The following is a 17,205-nucleotide window of genomic DNA, read 5'->3' as shown; positions in this document are numbered from 1 at the left end:
ATTAATTATTTAGCGCCGAATATGGCTGTCCTCACCTGTTTCGGTAAACTGTTTAAAACTATCTCATAAGAGTGATCAATCATTTCCTTGATTTGCTTATCAGTCAAAAAGCCATCTGTGCGTACCGTATTCCAATGCTTTTTGTTCATGTGGTAACCGGGCGTTATTTCAGTGTATTTCTCCCGTAATTCAATAGCTTTTTCAGGATCGCATTTAACATTGAAACTTTGTTCGTTTAAGCCTGTGAGCAGAAAAATTTTTTCACCTACCTTAAAAACAAGTGTGTCTTCTCCAAAAGGAAAGCTTTCAGTTGCGCCGGGTTTTTCCAGGCAGTAGTCGCGCAGGTCTTCTATATTCATGGTTCAATAACCTCCCCTGATGTCTTTATCGTAAGAAGTTTCGCCTCCAAAGTTAAATTTAAGCCCGATAGTTATCTGGCGATATTGGTCAAGCGCGTTATTTTTAAATTTACTTGGTGGATCGTCATACCCATCTATTCCTTCGCCAAAGGTAATGTTATGCTGGTAACCTATATCCAGCCGTATATTAGGCTCATTGTATTGATTGTAAAATTTAAATTCATAACCAAATCGCAAAGGCACTATCAGGTTGGTGCTTTTATCTTTACCAGGGAATACATAGCCTAAATTCGTCAGGCTCTCTCTATTGGTTTTTACATTATTCAGTATAGCGCCGAAACCAGCTCCTGCATAAAAGTTTTTTGCAAAATTAAGTAACTCGCTTCCCCGGTAATCTATAACCTCGCCTAACTGTACATCCATGTGTAAAAGCAGGGCCTTATAATTGTTTTCGTACTTACGTGTATCTTTGTCAATATCATCGCCTCCCCCGGATAGTTTTCCTAATTGAAACTCCAGTCCTATAGGTACAAAAGGTGTAAAAAAATAATTAGCTGTTGCGCTAAAAGATTTATTATTATACTCCTTAGCAAGGTCGGCGTAAGGATGGTTTAAACTTGCACTTATCCCTATTCCAAATGAAGCGTAATTTAAACTGTATTGTGCCTTAACTTTGCAGCATACAATAGCTAATAAAATAACTAATAAGTACTTTTTCAACGGATCGTTAAGTTTGATCTTTTTAAATTAAAGGGCAGGGCTAAACAATCAGCTCCTGTAAATATTTTACTAATATATGGATTTTAACACACCAATAAATTTTAGTGTAACAGACCGGTTTTTAAGATATGTGCAGATAGATACGCAGTCTGACCCATCTTCACCTACAATTCCGTCGACCGAAAAACAAAAGGACCTTGGCCGCTTACTCGTTCAGGAACTATTGGAAATGGGTATCACCAACGCCCATTTAGATGAGTATGGTTATGTATATGCCACTATTGCAGCAAACACAAACAAAGCCAATGTACCGGTTATTTGTTTTTGCTCGCATATGGATACAGCGCCCGACTGCAGCGGAACAGGGGTTAGACCCATTGTTCATAAAAAATATAACGGAGCTGATATTGTTTTGCCCGATGACCCCAGCCAGGTTATAAAAATGGCCGAACACATTGACCTTAAAAATCAGATTGGTAATGATATCATTACAGCATCAGGCAATACTTTGCTTGGAGCCGATAATAAGGCCGGTGTAGCTGAAATCATGGATGCCTGTTATCAACTGGTGTCGCACCCGGAAATTAAGCATGGAACCATAAAAATTCTGTTTACTCCCGACGAGGAAATTGGCAGGGGAGTAGATAAGGCCGATATTGCCAAAATCGGTGCCTTTGCCTGTTATACCATGGACGGTGAAAGCGCCGGCAATATGGAGAACGAAACCTTCAGCGCGGATGGTGCCAAACTTACTATATACGGCGTGAGCAGCCATCCGGGGTTTGCCAAAGGCAAAATGGAAAGCGCCATAAAAATTGCCGGACAAATAGTTGCTGCACTGCCTGATGATCTTTCGCCTGAATTTACCGAAGGCATGCAGGGATTTGTACATCCCGTAAACATAGAAGGGCATGTTGAAACCGCTACAATCGACTTTATCATTCGCGACTTTGCAGACGAAAAGCTTCCCCTACATGCCAATGTCATTAGGGGGGTAGCAGATAACGTAATAAAACGTTTTCCAAACGCTCATTATAGTCTTGAAACTTACGAACAATACCGTAACATGAAAAATGTACTTGCACAGCACCCGCAGATTGTTGAGTACGGTATGGAAGCCATAAGGCGTGCAGGCCTTGAAGCCAGACTTTGCAGTATCCGCGGTGGAACGGATGGTTCACGTTTATCATTTATGGGTTTACCCTCCCCAAATATATTCGCAGGCGAACATGCTTTTCACAGTAAACAGGAGTGGGTATCGGTGCAGGACATGCAAAAAGCTGTGGAAACTATTTTGCATTTGTGTATGATCTGGGAGGAAAAAAGCCTGTGAATGCTCAATGACATAACATAAAACACCAAATGCTGAATTTCAAATAATGATTTATTTTAATCGGTTCAGCATTCGGTGTTCAACATTAAAATACTAATATAAAAGGTTATCATACGGGTACCTGGCCGTATGCTCAGCTTTTACATAATCGTATAACATACTCCTAAATTCATCTACGTTCTCTTTTTGTGTAGCTGAAATAAATATGGCAGGGCTGTTGTTTTTAGCCATCCAGCTATGTTTAAAATCGTCAATGGTCAATGGCTCGGCCTGTACGTCAATGTGGTGCTGTTCGGGCTTAAATGCATCTATTTTGTTAAAAACAGTAATCATTGTTTTATCTATAGCACCCAAGTCTTTCAGCGTTTCATTTACCGTACGTATCTGGTCCTCAAAATTCGGATGTGATATATCAACCACATGCACCAGTATATCAGCTTCGCGCACCTCATCTAAGGTAGATTTAAAACATTCAACCAAATGATGGGGTAGTTTGCGGATAAACCCAACCGTATCTGATAACAGGAAAGGCACATTTTCAATCACCACCTTCCGCACCGTTGTATCAAGTGTAGCAAACAACTTGTTCTCGGCAAAAACTTCTGATTTTGACAGCATATTCATAATGGTTGATTTACCAACATTGGTATAACCCACCAATGCCACCCGTATCAGTTGCTGGCGGTTTTTGCGCTGCGTTTCATTCTGCCTGTCAATCAGTTTCAGGCGTTCTTTAAGCAATGATATTTTATTCAGGATCAAACGCCTGTCTGTCTCAATCTGCGATTCACCCGGGCCACGCATACCAATACCACCTTTCTGGCGCTCAAGGTGGGTCCATAAACGGGTAAGGCGTGGCAGCAGGTATTGCAATTGTGCAAGTTCAACCTGTGTTTTGGCCTGGGCGGTTTGCGCACGCCCGGCAAAAATATCCAGTATGAGATTGCTTCTGTCTAAAATTTTTACCTGTAACTCATTTTCAATATTACGCAGCTGCGATGGTGATAGTTCATCATCAAACACAACTATATCTATTTCTTCGGCTTTTACATATTCCTTTATTTCTTCAAGCTTCCCGGTACCAACAAATGTTGCACGTTCGGGCCGCACTAATTTTTGAGTGAAAGTTTTAACCGTATTTCCTCCGGCAGTTTCCACTAAAAATTCTAACTCTTCTAAGTATTCCTTTTCCTGTGCTTCGGTTTCATTTGGCGTGATCACACCAACCAGCACTACTTTTTCCTGCTTCACAGCAGTATCATAATATTTTTGTCTCATTTAAAAATGATTATTGATTGATACTAAGCAGCAATAAACTGCTTTAAAACATAACTCTTTATATGTCCTTTATGTTCACATTGGTTTAACTTTTACTATATAATTAAAAGCATATCAAAACTATAATAAATACTGTTTGTACTTAATTATAAGTTCAACATTCTATGAAGAAGCTTTTAATTTACCTGATGATTGCCGGCTCGGTAAGTATAGTTTCCTGTAAAGGTAATTCTTCCGGGCAAACAGGCGGTGCACAGGCCGACTCGGGTGCCACTAATGTTGGCAGCTCGGGCGCAGCATCAGACACTGGTGTTACATCAGGCTCCGGGTCGCCAACTCCGGCAAGTACCGGCGGAACAGATACAAGCGGTAATGGCAAAGGTACAACCAACCCCACGGTAGATACCCTTAAAACTAATCCATAAATAATGAAAAAGTATTGGATATACCTGTTGGTTGCTATTAGTATTGGTATTACATCGTGCAAAGGTAATGATTCTAAAGCAGATTCTGCAGACTCCGGACAAGTACATGTTGGTGGCTCTACAGCTGCCGATAGTGGCAAATACCCTGCGACACCTGTAGAAACCGGTGGCCAGGATACATCTGCAGATGGTGTTATCAATAACAATCCGGCTAAGGATACTTTAAAAACCAATAAATAACTTATTTTCTTTAGCAATATTAATTTACCTACATTCGTTTTGCTAAATATTTTATCAAAATGAATGAGGCTGTTTATATCATAATAGGGTTTATTGCTGGTGCTGTAGTTTTTTTTATCACCAGGAAAAAAACTGCCGGTACTATCTCTGAAGTAGATTTTGTGACGCTAAAAAATGAAAATGAATCGCTTAAGATATCACTTGCGCGTGCCGAAGAAAAAGCAGAAAATATTTTAAAGGAAAAAGAAAATATCACCCAACTGCTGAAAGACGAAAAAGTAAGACTTCAGGATGAGTTACTTTATGAACGCACGCAGTTAGCGGAAGCCAATAAATCGTTGGAAGCTTCCAGATCATACTTTAAAGCGCAACAGGAAAAAATAGCCGAGCAGAAACAGGAAGTTGAAAATACCCGGTTGCATTTTCAAAGAGAATTTGAAAACATAGCTGAAAAACTCCTTAAAGATAAATCACGCGAATTCAGCGACCTGAATAAGTTTAATATAGATACCATTATTAAGCCTCTAAAGGAAAACATCAAATCTTTTGAAGAAAAGGTGGATAAGGTTTACAACATGGAAGCTGCCGAGCGGAATACCTTAAAAGGTGTTATTACCCAGCTGATGGAGCTTAATAAAACCATTAGTACCGAAGCTTCTAACTTAACCCGCGCCCTTAAAGGGGATAATAAAAAACAAGGTAACTGGGGCGAAGTAATTCTTGAAAAGGTATTGGAACGCAGTGGTTTAGTACGAGATCAGGAATATCGTATACAAACAAGTTTAACGTCTGCAGACGGGAGCAGGCTTCAGCCGGACGTAATCATAGATCTGCCTGATGATAAGCACCTGATCATTGATTCGAAGGTATCGTTGATAGCTTATGAACGGCTGGTAAATTGCGAGACAGAAGATGAGAGAAAACTTTATTCAAAGAGCCATGTCGAATCTATACGTAATCATATTCATGGTTTATCATCAAAAAATTACCATGATCTGTATCAGATCAATTCACCCGATTTTGTATTGCTTTTCCTGCCGATTGAATCGTCTTTTAGTTTCGCCGTTCAGCTGGATACTGAATTGTTCAGCGATGCCTGGGACAAACGGGTAGTAATAGTAAGCCCAAGTACTTTGTTAGCCACGTTACGCACTATTGCCAGTATATGGAAACAAGAGCGCCAAAACCGAAATGTACTTGAAATAGCCCGCCTAAGCGGAACTATGTACGATAAATTTGTTGGCTTTGTTAATGATATGGAAAGCATTGGCAAAAATATCAACCAAACCCAAACCGCCTACAACAATGCTTTCAACAAGTTAGTTGATGGCAGCGGTAACCTGACTGTTACCGCTGAAAAAATTAAAAAGTTAGGGGCTAAAGCCAACAAGCAGATAGATAATAAATATATTGATGAAATACTATAGCAGGTTACTCTTAAAAGTACCTGTTAACAGTTATTATTCCTCTTTCTTAAACGCGTTCCAACCCTGTGCTTTTATTTCATGCATATTGCCAGATTTGGTTATCAGGCTATATCCTTCGTTTGGTTCTGTAATGTAACCTACGATAGATATATCCATTTTATGTTTAATTTTATCATAGTCGGCTTGTTTTACAGTAAAAAGGAGCTCATAGTCTTCACCACCGCTTAACGCGCACACAGTAGGGTCGAGGCCAAACTCTCGGGCGGTTTCATAAGTCATCGGGTCTATAGGGATTTTCTCTTCATATAACTTGCAGCCTTTATTACTTTGCTTGCATATATGTAAAATTTCAGAAGCCAAACCATCAGACACATCTATCATTGAAGTTGGTTTTACTTCAATTTCTTTTAGCAAGTCAATAACATCCTTACGTGCTTCCGGCTTTAACTGTCGCTCTACAATGTAATCTTTACCTTCCAGATCTGGTTGGATATTCGGATTTTCAAGATAGATCAGTTTTTCCCGCTCCAATAATTGTAAACCAACGTAAGCACCACCTAAATCTCCCGAAACACATATCAGGTCGCCTTCTTCTGCAGTATTGCGGTATACTATATCCTTTTCATCCGCATACCCTAATGAGGTTACACTGATAACAAGTCCCTGGCGTGATGCAGACGTATCGCCGCCTATCACGTCAACGTTATAATGGCCACAAGCCAGGTAAATACCCTCGTAAAGTTCTTCAATAGCTTCCAGCGGAAATTTACTACTCATGCCAATGGATACCGTAACCTGCGTTGCGGTACCGTTCATGGCATAAACATCGCTAAGGTTTACCTGTATAGCTTTATATCCCAAATGTTTTAAGGGTGTATAAGCTAAATCAAAATGTATCCCTTCCAACAACAGATCTGTTGAAACCAATGTTCTTTTTCCCTCGTAGTTCAATACAGCCGCGTCATCTCCAATGCCTTTAACCGAGCTTTTTTGTACAAGCTTGATATTTTTGGTAAGATGGCTTATCAGCCCAAATTCTCCTAAAGATTCTAAATTGGTTTTTTCTTCGTTCTCAAACATTGTATTTTCTTATAAACCTAATCTTGCTGATATCTCCAACATACGTTCAATAGGTTTCACAGCATCTTTAATAATATGTGCAGGTACCTCAACCTCCGGCATTTCATTTTTCAGGCATAAGTATAACTTCTCTAACGTATTACGCTTCATGTGCGGGCAATCGTTACAGGCGCACAAATTATTAGGGGGCGCCGGAATAAACGTTTTATCCGGGTTATCCTTTTCCATCTGGTGCATAATCCCTGATTCTGTCGCTACAATAAATTCCTTTTCGGGGCTGTTAGTAGCATATTTCAATATACCGGTGGTAGATCCTATATAATCTGCCATCTGTAAAATAACTTCTTCACATTCAGGATGTGCCAGAATTTTAGCATTTGGATAGCGCTCTTTTAACTTAGTTATTTTTTCGCGGCTGAAAATTTCATGGACCATACAAGCCCCATTCCATAATACCAGATCCCTTCCTGTCTTTTTAGCTACCCATGCACCAAGGTTTCTGTCAGGCCCAAAAATTATCTTCTGATCTTTTGGCAAACTTTCCACAATCTGCACTGCATTGCTTGATGTGCAAACTATATCACTTAAAGCTTTAAGTTCGGCTGTACAATTTACATAAGTGATTACCAGGTGATCGGGATATTGCTCTTTAAATTTTTTAAACAAATGTGGCGGGCAACTATCTGCTAATGAGCACCCGGCTTTCAAATCCGGCAACAAAACCTTTTTATCTGGCGATAATATTTTGGCTGTTTCTGCCATAAAGTGTACGCCGGCAAAAACAATAATATCTGCATCTGTTTTGGCCGCCTGCTGTGAAAGCCCCAGGCTATCCCCAATATAATCGGCAATATCCTGTATATCTCCCTCCTGGTAATAATGGGCCAGTATAACAGCATTTTTTTCTTTTTTAAGTTTGTCTATTTCTGTAAAAAGATCAAGTGACGGATCAATGTATTCGTCGGCAAAACCTTTCACATTTATTTCTTCGAAGATATTCATTCAACAATTCAATTAATAATAACTTCTTTTTTAAATAAAAGAAAACTATTGTTTGTTATAGTGTTAGTTATGTTAAAAAATACTGAGCTGAGCTATTTTAAAAGTTGTTTTTCCAATTTTATTAACATTATTAAACAGCTTTTACATTTTTATCTGATTGATTTTTAGTGAGGTATTAAAGACAAGTTTTTATTTAAATAGTTATTTGTTAATAAATGCAGGTGTGTAAAAATGTTAATTTCATTGTTAAACTGTCTTACAATTCGCTGAAAAAATCTATCCAAAAGTTCAATTTTCAGGGTTATCCACAAGCAAGATATTTTATCTATTTTTTTCCTACACAAATTTAACATCTTTTGTACCGCTTATTAACATAAAACCTAATTTTACACAATACATATACAAAGCATGACCAGAAATGTTGATTTCCTTGTTATCGGGTCGGGTATTGCCGGATTGAGTTTTGCACTTAAGGCTGCAAAGCATGGTAAGGTTCTGATAGTTACAAAGGCAAATGAAGATGAAAGCAACACTAAGTATGCCCAGGGGGGTGTAGCAGTGGTTGTGGATAAAAAAGAAGATTCGTTTGAAAAGCATATAAATGATACCCTTATTGCGGGTGATGGACTTTGCGATCCGTTAGTTGTAGAAGCGGTAGTTAAAGAAGGGCCGGAGCGGATTCGTGAAATTATTGATTACGGAACCAACTTTGACAAGACCAATGAAGGCATTTATGACTTGGCAAAAGAAGGAGGCCATTCAGAGTTCAGGGTACTACATTATAAAGATATTACTGGTTTTGAAATAGAGCGAGCCTTATTGGAAGAAATACATCGGGACCCGAATATCGAAATTTTAACCCATTACTTCGCCGTTGATTTGATAACGCAACACCATTTAGGGCAGTTTGTAGATCGTTCTTCTGATGATATTCAATGTTATGGTATATATGCTTTCAACACTGAAACAAATCATGTAGAAAAAATACTCTCCAAGATTACAGTAATGGCATCTGGTGGTGCCGGGCATATTTATTCGGTAACCACGAATCCTGTGATTGCAACCGGCGATGGTGTAGCGATGGTGTATAGGGCTAAGGGTAAGGTTCGTAATATGGAGTTTATTCAGTTTCATCCAACCGCGTTATATAATCCTGGTGAACATCCGTCATTTTTAATATCTGAGGCGGTACGCGGCTTCGGCGGCATTTTAAAGCGTACTAATGGTGAAGAATTTATGCAGGAGTATGATGAGCGTAAATCACTTGCACCGCGTGATATTGTTGCAAGGGCTATTGATGCAGAGATAAAAAAGTCGGGGGAAGATTTTGTTTATCTTGATGTACGGCATAAAAAGAAAGAAGACATCCTACAGCATTTTCCTAATATTTATGCCAAGTGCATGGAGATGGGTATAGATATGACCAAGGATATGATACCTGTTGCACCTGCCTGCCATTATATGTGTGGTGGAGTTTTAGTGGATCATCAGGGCAAATCCTCTATTAACCGCTTATACGCCTGTGGTGAATGTTCTTCTACAGGTTTACATGGTGCTAACCGCCTGGCCTCTAATTCTTTGTTAGAGGCGTTGGTTTTTGCTCACCGGATTTATGAAGATGCTGTTGGTAATTTCGATACATTAACAGTACCTGAAAACATTCCCGACTGGGATGAAAAGGGGGTGCAGCTTTCAAATGAGGATATTCTGGTTACCCATAATATCCGGGAAATGCAAAAGCTGATGAATGATTACGTAGGTATAGTACGCTCAGATTTTCGTTTGGATAGGGCGATGCGCAGGTTGCGTTTATTATATGAAGAAACCGAAGATTTTTATAAAAAGACAAAGCTATCCGTTAAACTTTGCGAACTGCGGAATTTGATACAGGTATCTTATATTGTAGTAAAGTCGGCCATGATGCGTAAGGAAAGCAGGGGGTTACATTATACAACCGATTACCCGGAACATCAACAAGTTTTAGAAGATACAGTGTTTTAAAGAGCGGAAAACGGGATTCGAACCCGCGGCCTTCAGTTTGGGAAACTGATGCTCTACCAACTGAGCTATTTCCGCTTATATAATAGATCAAACATAGTAAAAGTACTGCAATCATTAATCAATAATTTCAATTAATAACCCAATAAGTAATGCCTGTAATACTACCTGTAAAAGATAAGTTTCCGCAATTAGGGGATGAATGTTTTATAGCACCTAATGCTACAATTGTTGGAGATGTTGTTATTGGCGATAACTGTTCAGTTTGGTTTAATGCCGTTATACGTGGCGATGTACATTATATTAAGATTGGGGATAATACGAATATCCAGGATAATGTTTGTATACATGCTACTTATCTAAAGTCGCCTACTAACATTGGCAACAATGTTTCTATTGGCCATAATGCCATTGTACATGGTTGTACATTAAAGGATAATGTTTTAATAGGTATGGGTGCTATTGTGATGGATGATGCAGTGATAGAAGAATATGTTATAATAGGCGCCGGATCTGTTGTCTTGGAGCGAACAGTTTGCGAATCAGGTTTCTTATATGCAGGATCACCGGCAAAAAAAATAAAGCCTCTTACCCATGAGCAAAAGGCTTTATTACAGCGGCTACCGCAAAATTATATCATGTATTCTGGATGGTTTAAGGAGTAACAGGTTCCTTTGGGACGGATATTGGCTCTTCGGCTTCCCAGTTAGGTCTTAAAGTTATTTCCTTATCATATATCCAAATATTTTCTGGTTGCAAGCGTTGTTTTACATTACCGCTATCCCATCTGCCATTTTTATTACGGTCATATACCACCCTTACATTGTATTTACCTGTCAAATAACCTTTATAGGTTAAGGATGTGGTTTTTGTTATTGCGTCTGAACGTAGAACAACTTTTTGAGCATCAAGTAATTCAACTACGTAACTTTTAGATGTATCTGGCACAGTTACCTTTAAGGTTAGTGTACTATAGTTTTCAGGTTTGTCTGCTTCAAATGGGATCCCTGTTTTTTTATTTTTATCACCGTAGATATCTGTAAAAGCCGACTCGTTTATTAATAATTGATATTTTCTGCCTGGCCTAAATCTGTATTTTACATATACGCTTTTAATATCTGCTGTATCTTTTGTTAAATTATACGTTACATTAACAGAATCCTCAGACAATGTAATTAAACCTTGTTCATAGCTTTCAATAGGTAAATTGGCAGTTATGTGCAAATCGTTACCTGGTTTTAAGCGCCCATCCCTGTTCAAATTGTATTTGAATACCAAGTTTCTGACAAAGCTTTCCTTTCTTCCTTTGCGCTGATAAATAGTATCTAATGGCTTATTATTTTCCAGGATAGCTACACTTAACGAGTCAAAATCCATATTCCTCATATACACCTTACCACTATCAAGCGTTTTATTATACTCTACTATTTTCTGATTATCAAGGTTTGGTGGATATAAAATCTTTAAAGATGGTTTTTCTAACCTCCTGTTAAATACAATTGAAATAGTGCCATCATTATTAAACTTCTTTTCAGTAACTCTAAAGTTATCTGGTATTTGCTTAAACAAGCTAAGTTTAATATTTGAAGTATCCTTATTCAATACTATTGGTTTATTAGAAAAAGCTATCAATTCGGCATCATTATTAAATATCTTATCGGGGCTTGCCTCTTTTAAGGCATAGATGCGATAAGTACCTTCATGGAGATTGTTCAATGAAAAATTTCCCGAAGAATCAGTAGTAGTAAATATGGATGGTTTCTTTTTGCCGAAAAGTAAGGAATCCTGTGAGATAGGAAATATCATTACAGTAGCTTCCTTTTCTTTCTCATTGGTTGTACTATTCACAACATTGCCAGACATGCTTAACGAATCTATGTGTGGCCCTGTAGAAAAAACGTAAGTAAAGTTTTTAAGTACATTGCTTTCATTTACATCTTGTATAGCTTTACCAAAATTAATCACATAAGTTGTGTTTTTTTGTAAGGTATCCTTAAATTCGATGATCAGGTTTTTTCTGTTGATATTATATTCAGGTTGCTTTTCCTGAGTTGGGCTGATTGTTATTTCCTGATATTGATTGCTCAACTTATAAAACTCGTCAAATTCAAGGCGTATTTGTTTAGCATTGAAATTTCTTGTCATATTCTCCGGAGTTGCTTTCAATAGCTTTGGAGGAGTGAGATCCCGGGGCCCACCCTGTGGCCTTTGTATACTTGCACAACCATATACAAGGAATAATGCTATGACAAGGAAGAAATTTTTATTTAAAAACACTGATTTTTGATTTGACATTGTTTTTAGGCGATATAAGCAACTTATTGTTTTTTTTGAATATTGATATTAAATTTTAAAAATATTGCATTAAACAAGATATTTTATAAACAATTGATTTATAGATATTTATATATTATCTTGACACATGAACCATTAAAACTGAAATATCTGAAGGTGAAACACCTGATATCCTTGAAGCCTGGCCTAATGTACGTGGTTTTATACGCATCAATTTTTCACGGGCTTCTTTTGAAAGGGAAACTAATTGGTGATAATTAAATTCAGGATTGATCTCACGGTCTTCCATTTTTTTCATCCTCTCAACAATTTCCATTTCTTTTAAAAAGTAACTTTCATACTTTATTTTTATTTCTGCCTGTTCAATAGTTTCTTTATCATATTGGCTTAATAAGTCTTGTAATGAGTTATCTACTTGTTTTAATTGATTGAAGCCTAATTGTGGACGGCTTAGTAAATTAAATAGTTTGGTATTCTGATTAATTGCTGATGTTCCTAATGCTTCTAACATTCCATTCACTAAGCCGGGTTCAATACTTTTTGCTTTTGTATAAGCAACGATATCATCAGAATTTTTGATTTTATCATTTACTTTAGCTAATCGTTCTTCATTAATTAATCCTAATTCATAGCCTATAGGGCTTAACCTGATATCTGCATTATCCTGACGAAGTAATAACCTGTGCTCTGCCCTGGAAGTAAACATCCGGTATGGTTCTTCCGTACCCTTAGTTACTAAATCATCAATTAATACACCTATATAAGATTCAGACCTTTTTAGAATAAGTTCGTGCTTATCGTTTATTTTTTGATGAGCGTTAATCCCGGCAATGAAACCTTGCGAGGCAGCTTCTTCATACCCGGTAGTACCATTTATCTGCCCTGCAAAATATAAATTACTGATCTGTTTAGTTTCTAATGTTAAGCTTAATTGAGTAGGAGGGAAGAAGTCGTACTCAATTGCATAACCAGGTCTGAACATCTTGGCTTTTTCAAAACCCGGTATTTGAGTTAGTGCTTTATATTGAACATCTTCTGGCAATGAAGTTGAAAAGCCATTTACATATATTTCTACCGTATTCCATCCTTCAGGCTCTACAAATATTTGATGTCGGTCGCGCTCTGCAAATCTATTTATCTTATCCTCTATAGAAGGGCAGTATCGAGGCCCTAAACCTTTAATACGGCCTGTAAACATTGGCGACTTTTCGAAACCTTCCTTTAAAGTTTCATGCACAGCTGCATTTGTGTAAGTAATCCAACAGCACCTTTGGTCTGTAGCTAATGGAACATTAGTAAATGAAAAACGACCTCTTTCCTCATCCCCCCATTGTTCTTCCATCAAATGATAATTTAAGCTACGGCCATCTACGCGTGGCGGGGTCCCGGTTTTCATCCTACCGGCTTCAAAACCTAACGAAACCAATTGCTCAGTTAGTCCGGTTGCAGCTTTTTCTCCTGTACGTCCTCCACCAAATTTTTTCTCACCAATATGTATTATACCATTTAAAAACGTACCATTCGTAAGAACAACTGCATCTGCTTCTATTTCTACTCCAATTGAGGTTTTTACACCAACAACAGTGTTATTTTTTATTAATAAAGATGTTACTGTATCCTGCCAAAAGTCAACATTAGGTGTTTTTTCCAGGGCTATCCTCCATTCTTCTGCAAAACGAATACGATCGCTTTGTGCACGTGGACTCCACATAGCAGGGCCTTTGGAACGGTTAAGCATTCTAAATTGCAGTGATGTTTTATCAGTAATTATACCTGAATAACCACCTAAAGCATCTATCTCGCGCACTATTTGCCCTTTAGCAACCCCACCCATAGCAGGGTTACAACTCATTTGAGCTATAGTGCCCATGTTCATGGTTATCAGTAATACCGATGAACCCAAATTTGCAGCAGCAGCAGCTGCTTCGCAACCAGCATGGCCAGCGCCTACTACTATCACATTGTATTTATTAAACATATTACCTCCATGTTCCACGTGGAACATCAATTGTTAGTTGTTCCACGTGGAACATTCAATATAGAATATAAAGCAAATGTTGCCCAGATAGCTTCCAGTACAACAAATGGGTAAAACTTAATTAAAAACGAAGAATAGCAACATATTGCAGCACCAATGAAATTTAAAGCGCTATATAATCGTGATTGAGCTGGCAGTTTTTTAAATAAATTTAATACAAACGCTATTAATAGAATTATGACACCAATAGAAGCAAGTATATCTGATTCTTTCATATTAAGCTTCTTTAAGTTCAGTTAATTCCATCCATCTTGTTGTCTTGGTATCTAATATCGTAGTTAACTCACTTATTTGTTGCGTTAATTCAATGAGTTTACTTGATTCAATATTATTTGTATTTAAATGATTACTAACAGAATTTATTTGATCCTCTAAATCTATAATTTCCTTTTCAAGAGTTTCTAATTCTTTCTCTTCTTTAAAGCTTAGCTTATTCTTTTTAACAGTGGATTGGTGTGTGTTTTGCGGTGTTGAAGTTTGCTTGCTTTGTTGTTTGCTTTCCTCTAAATCTAAGCGGTAAGATGAATAATTGCCATTATATACCCTGATATTCCCACCATCTTCCATAATGAATAATTGCTCAGTCATTTTATCCAGCAAATACCTGTCATGTGATACCAGCATTAATATACCGGGATAGTTACCTAAAAACTCTTCTAATACATTTAAAGTATCTATATCTAAGTCATTAGTGGGTTCATCCAATATTAAAAAATTTGGATTTTTCATCAGGATGCTCATTAAATGAAGGCGTTTCTTTTCGCCGCCACTTAATTTAGCGACCATTCCATATTGCTTAGCAGGAGGGAATAGAAATAATGTAAGCAGGGCAGATGCGGAGATAGTTTTACCATCTGCCATGGTAATAAATTCTGCAACGTTCTTTACAATATCAATAACCCTGTCATCCTCTTTAAAAGCAAGCCCTGCCTGGTTAAAATAGCCTATAACAGTTGTTTCACCTTTTATGATCTCACCCGAATCGGGCGACAGTAAGCCCGTTATTAAGTTAAGCAGGGTTGATTTACCACTGCCATTTCGGCCTGCAAGACCTATACGGTCACCTTTTTTGAATGTGTAATCAAAGTTGTTTACAAATGTACGGTCACCAAAGCCTTTACTTACATGGTGAAGTTCCATTATTTTATTGCCTTGACGTGCTGTTTTTACACTTAGCTCCACATTTTGTTTAGGCCCATTATTTTTTGTTTTAGCTTCCAAATCATAAAATGCATCTATCCTTGATTTAGATTTTGTTCCACGTGCTTTAGGCTGGCGGCGCATCCATTCCAGTTCTTTTCTTAAAAGGTTGGAGTTCTTTTCAAATGCAGCTTGATCAGCAGCTTCGCGTTCAGCTTTCTTTTCAAGATAATAGGCATAATTGCCAGCATAAGGAATGATTTTACCTTTATCGATCTCTAAAATTTCATTACAAACATTGTCCAGAAAGTAACGGTCGTGGGTAACCATTAAAATTGTTTTGCTACCTTCAGTAAGTAATTTTTCAAGCCATTCAATAGTATCTATATCAAGATGATTGGTAGGCTCATCTAAAACATAAATTTCCGGGTCTTCAATTAAAAGTTTAGCTAAAGCCAATCTTTTCTTTTGCCCGCCTGAAAGCGTATTGATGTGTTGATTAAGCTGGTGTATATCAAGTCTCCCTAAAATCGTTTTTATTTTATATTCATATTCCCAGGCATCTATCTCACTCATCTCCTCCATTACCTTATCCAACGCTTTTAAATTCTCCGGGTCGTTTTCGAGCAATTCTTCATACCGCCGGATAAGCTGTTGCTGCTTGTTATCTGCGTGGAATATATAATCGCTTATGGTGACCGCTCCTTTAAAATAGGGGTCTTGTTCCAGGTAGCCTATATTCAAATCTCTTGCCTGGGCTACTTTACCTTCTGTAGGCTTTAAGCTTCCGGAAAGAATTTTTAACAGTGTACTTTTACCTGCACCGTTAATGCCCACTAATGCAACGCGCCTACCACGGTTAATGCCGATGGTTATGTTTTTAAATAACCAATTATCATGAAATGAATGGCCTAAATTTTCAGCCGATATATAAGTACTCACTTTATCTTTTTTATTTTATCTGTTGTGTGTATAAATGTACCTTCAGTATCATCTAATGACTTTTTAAACATAGCATAAGCAAGGGTTTCGGCCTTAACGCTTTGGTACTTTTTAAGGCTGCCAATAAGTAGAGGATCAATTATTTTGAATATTCCGCCAAAAATTTGCTCTGCTAATCTTGGTTTTTTCCTTTTACCAATCAGCATGGCCGGCTCGTAAATATGCAGTACCGATAGGCCAACTAATTCAATGTCATGTTCAACTTCACCTTTCAATTTAAGGTATGTGTTAGTAGATAACCGGTTAGCGCCAACAGCACTAATCAAGTGAAAATGTTTAACGCCATTTTGCTTAGCTAATTGTGCAAGTAACAAAGGATAATCATGATCAATCTTTCTATGTTGTTTATTATCAGGCGTTTCTCCCCTTGTTGTACCTAAGCAGCTAAAAATAGCATGACCGGTTATGGCAGCAGCATGTTTTTCTAATTCATCAAAATTGATAACCAGTTGAATTAACTTATGATGGTTGATGTCTAACTCTTTACGAACCAAAATTAAAACTTCATCATATTGCGGCTGTTGGAGTAGTATATCTAATAAACTGCTGCCGATAAGTCCGCTCGCACCTGCTATAATTGCTTTATGTGCCATAACGCTTGCTTTAACTGGCAAAAATACGCAATATATAATAGGAAATAAGGCTTATAAGTTTAAACATGCTTTATTTAGCATTATTATGTCACCCGCACTATAATCTTTATCATTCCTGATATAATAATTAAATTTTTTTAGGGAAAATATAGTAGTGCTTACACTATTAGAATATCAGCATTCGCATAAGAGTATGCGCTCAACTGTTAATTTAGTCTATAAGTATGTTAAATAAGCTTAAGCAGTTTATTAAGGAGAAGTAAAAACATGAAGGG

16 protein-coding genes and 1 tRNA gene are annotated in these 17,205 nt (G+C 37.5%); 6 read left to right on the top strand and 11 right to left on the bottom strand.

Features of this window, described 5'->3' with window-relative positions; genetic code table 11:
• Positions 1 to 5: 5 nt before the first annotated feature.
• Together ACFQZX_RS17090 and ACFQZX_RS17085 are read right to left on the bottom strand one after the other, a co-directional pair.
• Positions 6 to 359: an MmcQ/YjbR family DNA-binding protein gene (locus tag ACFQZX_RS17090; RefSeq protein ID WP_377117653.1), complete on the bottom strand. Its 354-nt coding sequence runs from the start codon at positions 357 to 359 to the stop codon at positions 6 to 8.
• A gap of 3 nt (positions 360 to 362) precedes the next feature.
• Positions 363 to 1,079 carry an outer membrane beta-barrel protein gene (locus tag ACFQZX_RS17085; protein ID WP_377117651.1) on the bottom strand — a complete coding sequence of 239 codons (717 nt, stop codon included), beginning with the start codon at positions 1,077 to 1,079 and terminating at the stop codon, positions 363 to 365.
• A 76-nt stretch (positions 1,080 to 1,155) separates the two neighbouring features.
• Between ACFQZX_RS17085 and pepT the strand changes: the two genes are divergently transcribed.
• Entirely contained in the window at positions 1,156 to 2,412 is a 1,257-nt protein-coding gene (pepT, locus tag ACFQZX_RS17080; RefSeq protein ID WP_377117649.1) for a peptidase T, read from the top strand.
• A gap of 93 nt (positions 2,413 to 2,505) precedes the next feature.
• Here the strand turns inward: pepT and hflX are convergent, their stop codons facing one another.
• A complete protein-coding gene (gene hflX / locus ACFQZX_RS17075; protein WP_377117647.1) occupies positions 2,506 to 3,690 on the bottom strand; it encodes a GTPase HflX in 1,185 nt (394 codons plus the stop codon).
• 164 nt (positions 3,691 to 3,854) lie between these two features.
• Here hflX and ACFQZX_RS17070 point away from each other — a divergent pair, with 164 nt between their 5' ends.
• From ACFQZX_RS17070 to rmuC, 3 genes are read left to right on the top strand one after another with little or no spacing between them, the layout of a single operon-like run.
• Positions 3,855 to 4,115 carry a hypothetical protein gene (locus ACFQZX_RS17070; RefSeq protein ID WP_377117645.1) on the top strand — a complete coding sequence of 87 codons (261 nt, stop codon included), beginning with the start codon at positions 3,855 to 3,857 and terminating at the stop codon, positions 4,113 to 4,115.
• Positions 4,116 to 4,118: 3 nt separating this feature from the next.
• Positions 4,119 to 4,355, top strand: a complete 237-nt coding sequence (locus ACFQZX_RS17065) for a hypothetical protein (RefSeq protein ID WP_377117643.1) — start codon at positions 4,119 to 4,121, stop codon at positions 4,353 to 4,355.
• Positions 4,356 to 4,414: 59 nt separating this feature from the next.
• Positions 4,415 to 5,782 carry a DNA recombination protein RmuC gene (rmuC, locus tag ACFQZX_RS17060; RefSeq protein ID WP_377117641.1) on the top strand — a complete coding sequence of 456 codons (1,368 nt, stop codon included), beginning with the start codon at positions 4,415 to 4,417 and terminating at the stop codon, positions 5,780 to 5,782.
• Between the two features lie 33 nt (positions 5,783 to 5,815).
• Here the strand turns inward: rmuC and thiL are convergent, their stop codons facing one another.
• Together thiL and nadA are read right to left on the bottom strand one after the other, a co-directional pair.
• Positions 5,816 to 6,862, bottom strand: a complete 1,047-nt coding sequence (gene thiL / locus ACFQZX_RS17055) for a thiamine-phosphate kinase (RefSeq protein ID WP_377117639.1) — start codon at positions 6,860 to 6,862, stop codon at positions 5,816 to 5,818.
• A 9-nt stretch (positions 6,863 to 6,871) separates the two neighbouring features.
• Positions 6,872 to 7,864: a quinolinate synthase NadA gene (nadA, locus tag ACFQZX_RS17050; RefSeq protein ID WP_377117637.1), complete on the bottom strand. Its 993-nt coding sequence runs from the start codon at positions 7,862 to 7,864 to the stop codon at positions 6,872 to 6,874.
• Positions 7,865 to 8,272: 408 nt separating this feature from the next.
• Between nadA and nadB the strand changes: the two genes are divergently transcribed.
• On the top strand, positions 8,273 to 9,865 hold the full coding sequence (gene nadB / locus ACFQZX_RS17045; RefSeq protein WP_377117635.1) for an L-aspartate oxidase: 1,593 nt from the start codon (positions 8,273 to 8,275) through the stop codon (positions 9,863 to 9,865).
• Between the two features lie 2 nt (positions 9,866 to 9,867).
• On the opposite strand, the gene ACFQZX_RS17040 is transcribed toward nadB, so the two are convergent.
• Positions 9,868 to 9,940, bottom strand: a tRNA-Gly gene (locus tag ACFQZX_RS17040).
• A 74-nt stretch (positions 9,941 to 10,014) separates the two neighbouring features.
• Here ACFQZX_RS17040 and ACFQZX_RS17035 point away from each other — a divergent pair.
• Positions 10,015 to 10,527, top strand: coding sequence for a gamma carbonic anhydrase family protein (locus tag ACFQZX_RS17035; RefSeq protein ID WP_377117633.1), 513 nt, complete (start codon positions 10,015 to 10,017; stop codon positions 10,525 to 10,527).
• On the opposite strand, the gene ACFQZX_RS17030 is transcribed toward ACFQZX_RS17035, so the two are convergent.
• The 5 genes from ACFQZX_RS17030 to ACFQZX_RS17010 all read right to left on the bottom strand — a co-directional run bounded on the left by ACFQZX_RS17030 (position 10,517) and on the right by ACFQZX_RS17010 (position 16,951).
• Positions 10,517 to 12,157 carry an Ig-like domain-containing domain gene (locus ACFQZX_RS17030; RefSeq protein ID WP_377117631.1) on the bottom strand — a complete coding sequence of 547 codons (1,641 nt, stop codon included), beginning with the start codon at positions 12,155 to 12,157 and terminating at the stop codon, positions 10,517 to 10,519. The genes ACFQZX_RS17035 and ACFQZX_RS17030 overlap by 11 nt on opposite strands.
• A gap of 115 nt (positions 12,158 to 12,272) precedes the next feature.
• Positions 12,273 to 14,135 (bottom strand): tRNA uridine-5-carboxymethylaminomethyl(34) synthesis enzyme MnmG, encoded by a 1,863-nt coding sequence (gene mnmG, locus ACFQZX_RS17025; RefSeq protein ID WP_377118613.1) that lies wholly within the window; start codon positions 14,133 to 14,135, stop codon positions 12,273 to 12,275.
• Positions 14,136 to 14,161: 26 nt separating this feature from the next.
• The gene (locus ACFQZX_RS17020) at positions 14,162 to 14,410 is read right to left on the bottom strand and encodes a CBU_0592 family membrane protein (RefSeq protein ID WP_377117629.1); all 249 of its coding nucleotides are present in this window, start codon (positions 14,408 to 14,410) and stop codon (positions 14,162 to 14,164) included.
• A gap of 1 nt (position 14,411) precedes the next feature.
• Positions 14,412 to 16,277 carry an ABC-F family ATP-binding cassette domain-containing protein gene (locus tag ACFQZX_RS17015; RefSeq protein ID WP_377117627.1) on the bottom strand — a complete coding sequence of 622 codons (1,866 nt, stop codon included), beginning with the start codon at positions 16,275 to 16,277 and terminating at the stop codon, positions 14,412 to 14,414.
• Positions 16,274 to 16,951 (bottom strand): NAD(P)H-binding protein, encoded by a 678-nt coding sequence (locus ACFQZX_RS17010; protein WP_377117625.1) that lies wholly within the window; start codon positions 16,949 to 16,951, stop codon positions 16,274 to 16,276. The genes ACFQZX_RS17015 and ACFQZX_RS17010 overlap by 4 nt, the downstream gene beginning before the upstream one ends.
• Positions 16,952 to 17,205: the final 254 nt, after the last annotated feature.

Origin of the sequence: Mucilaginibacter litoreus (assembly GCF_042676805.1) — a bacterium.
Lineage (GTDB): Bacteria > Bacteroidota > Bacteroidia > Sphingobacteriales > Sphingobacteriaceae > Mucilaginibacter > Mucilaginibacter litoreus.
Note: the sequence above shows the minus strand (reverse complement) of the source record. Positions and strands in the feature narration are given on the sequence as shown.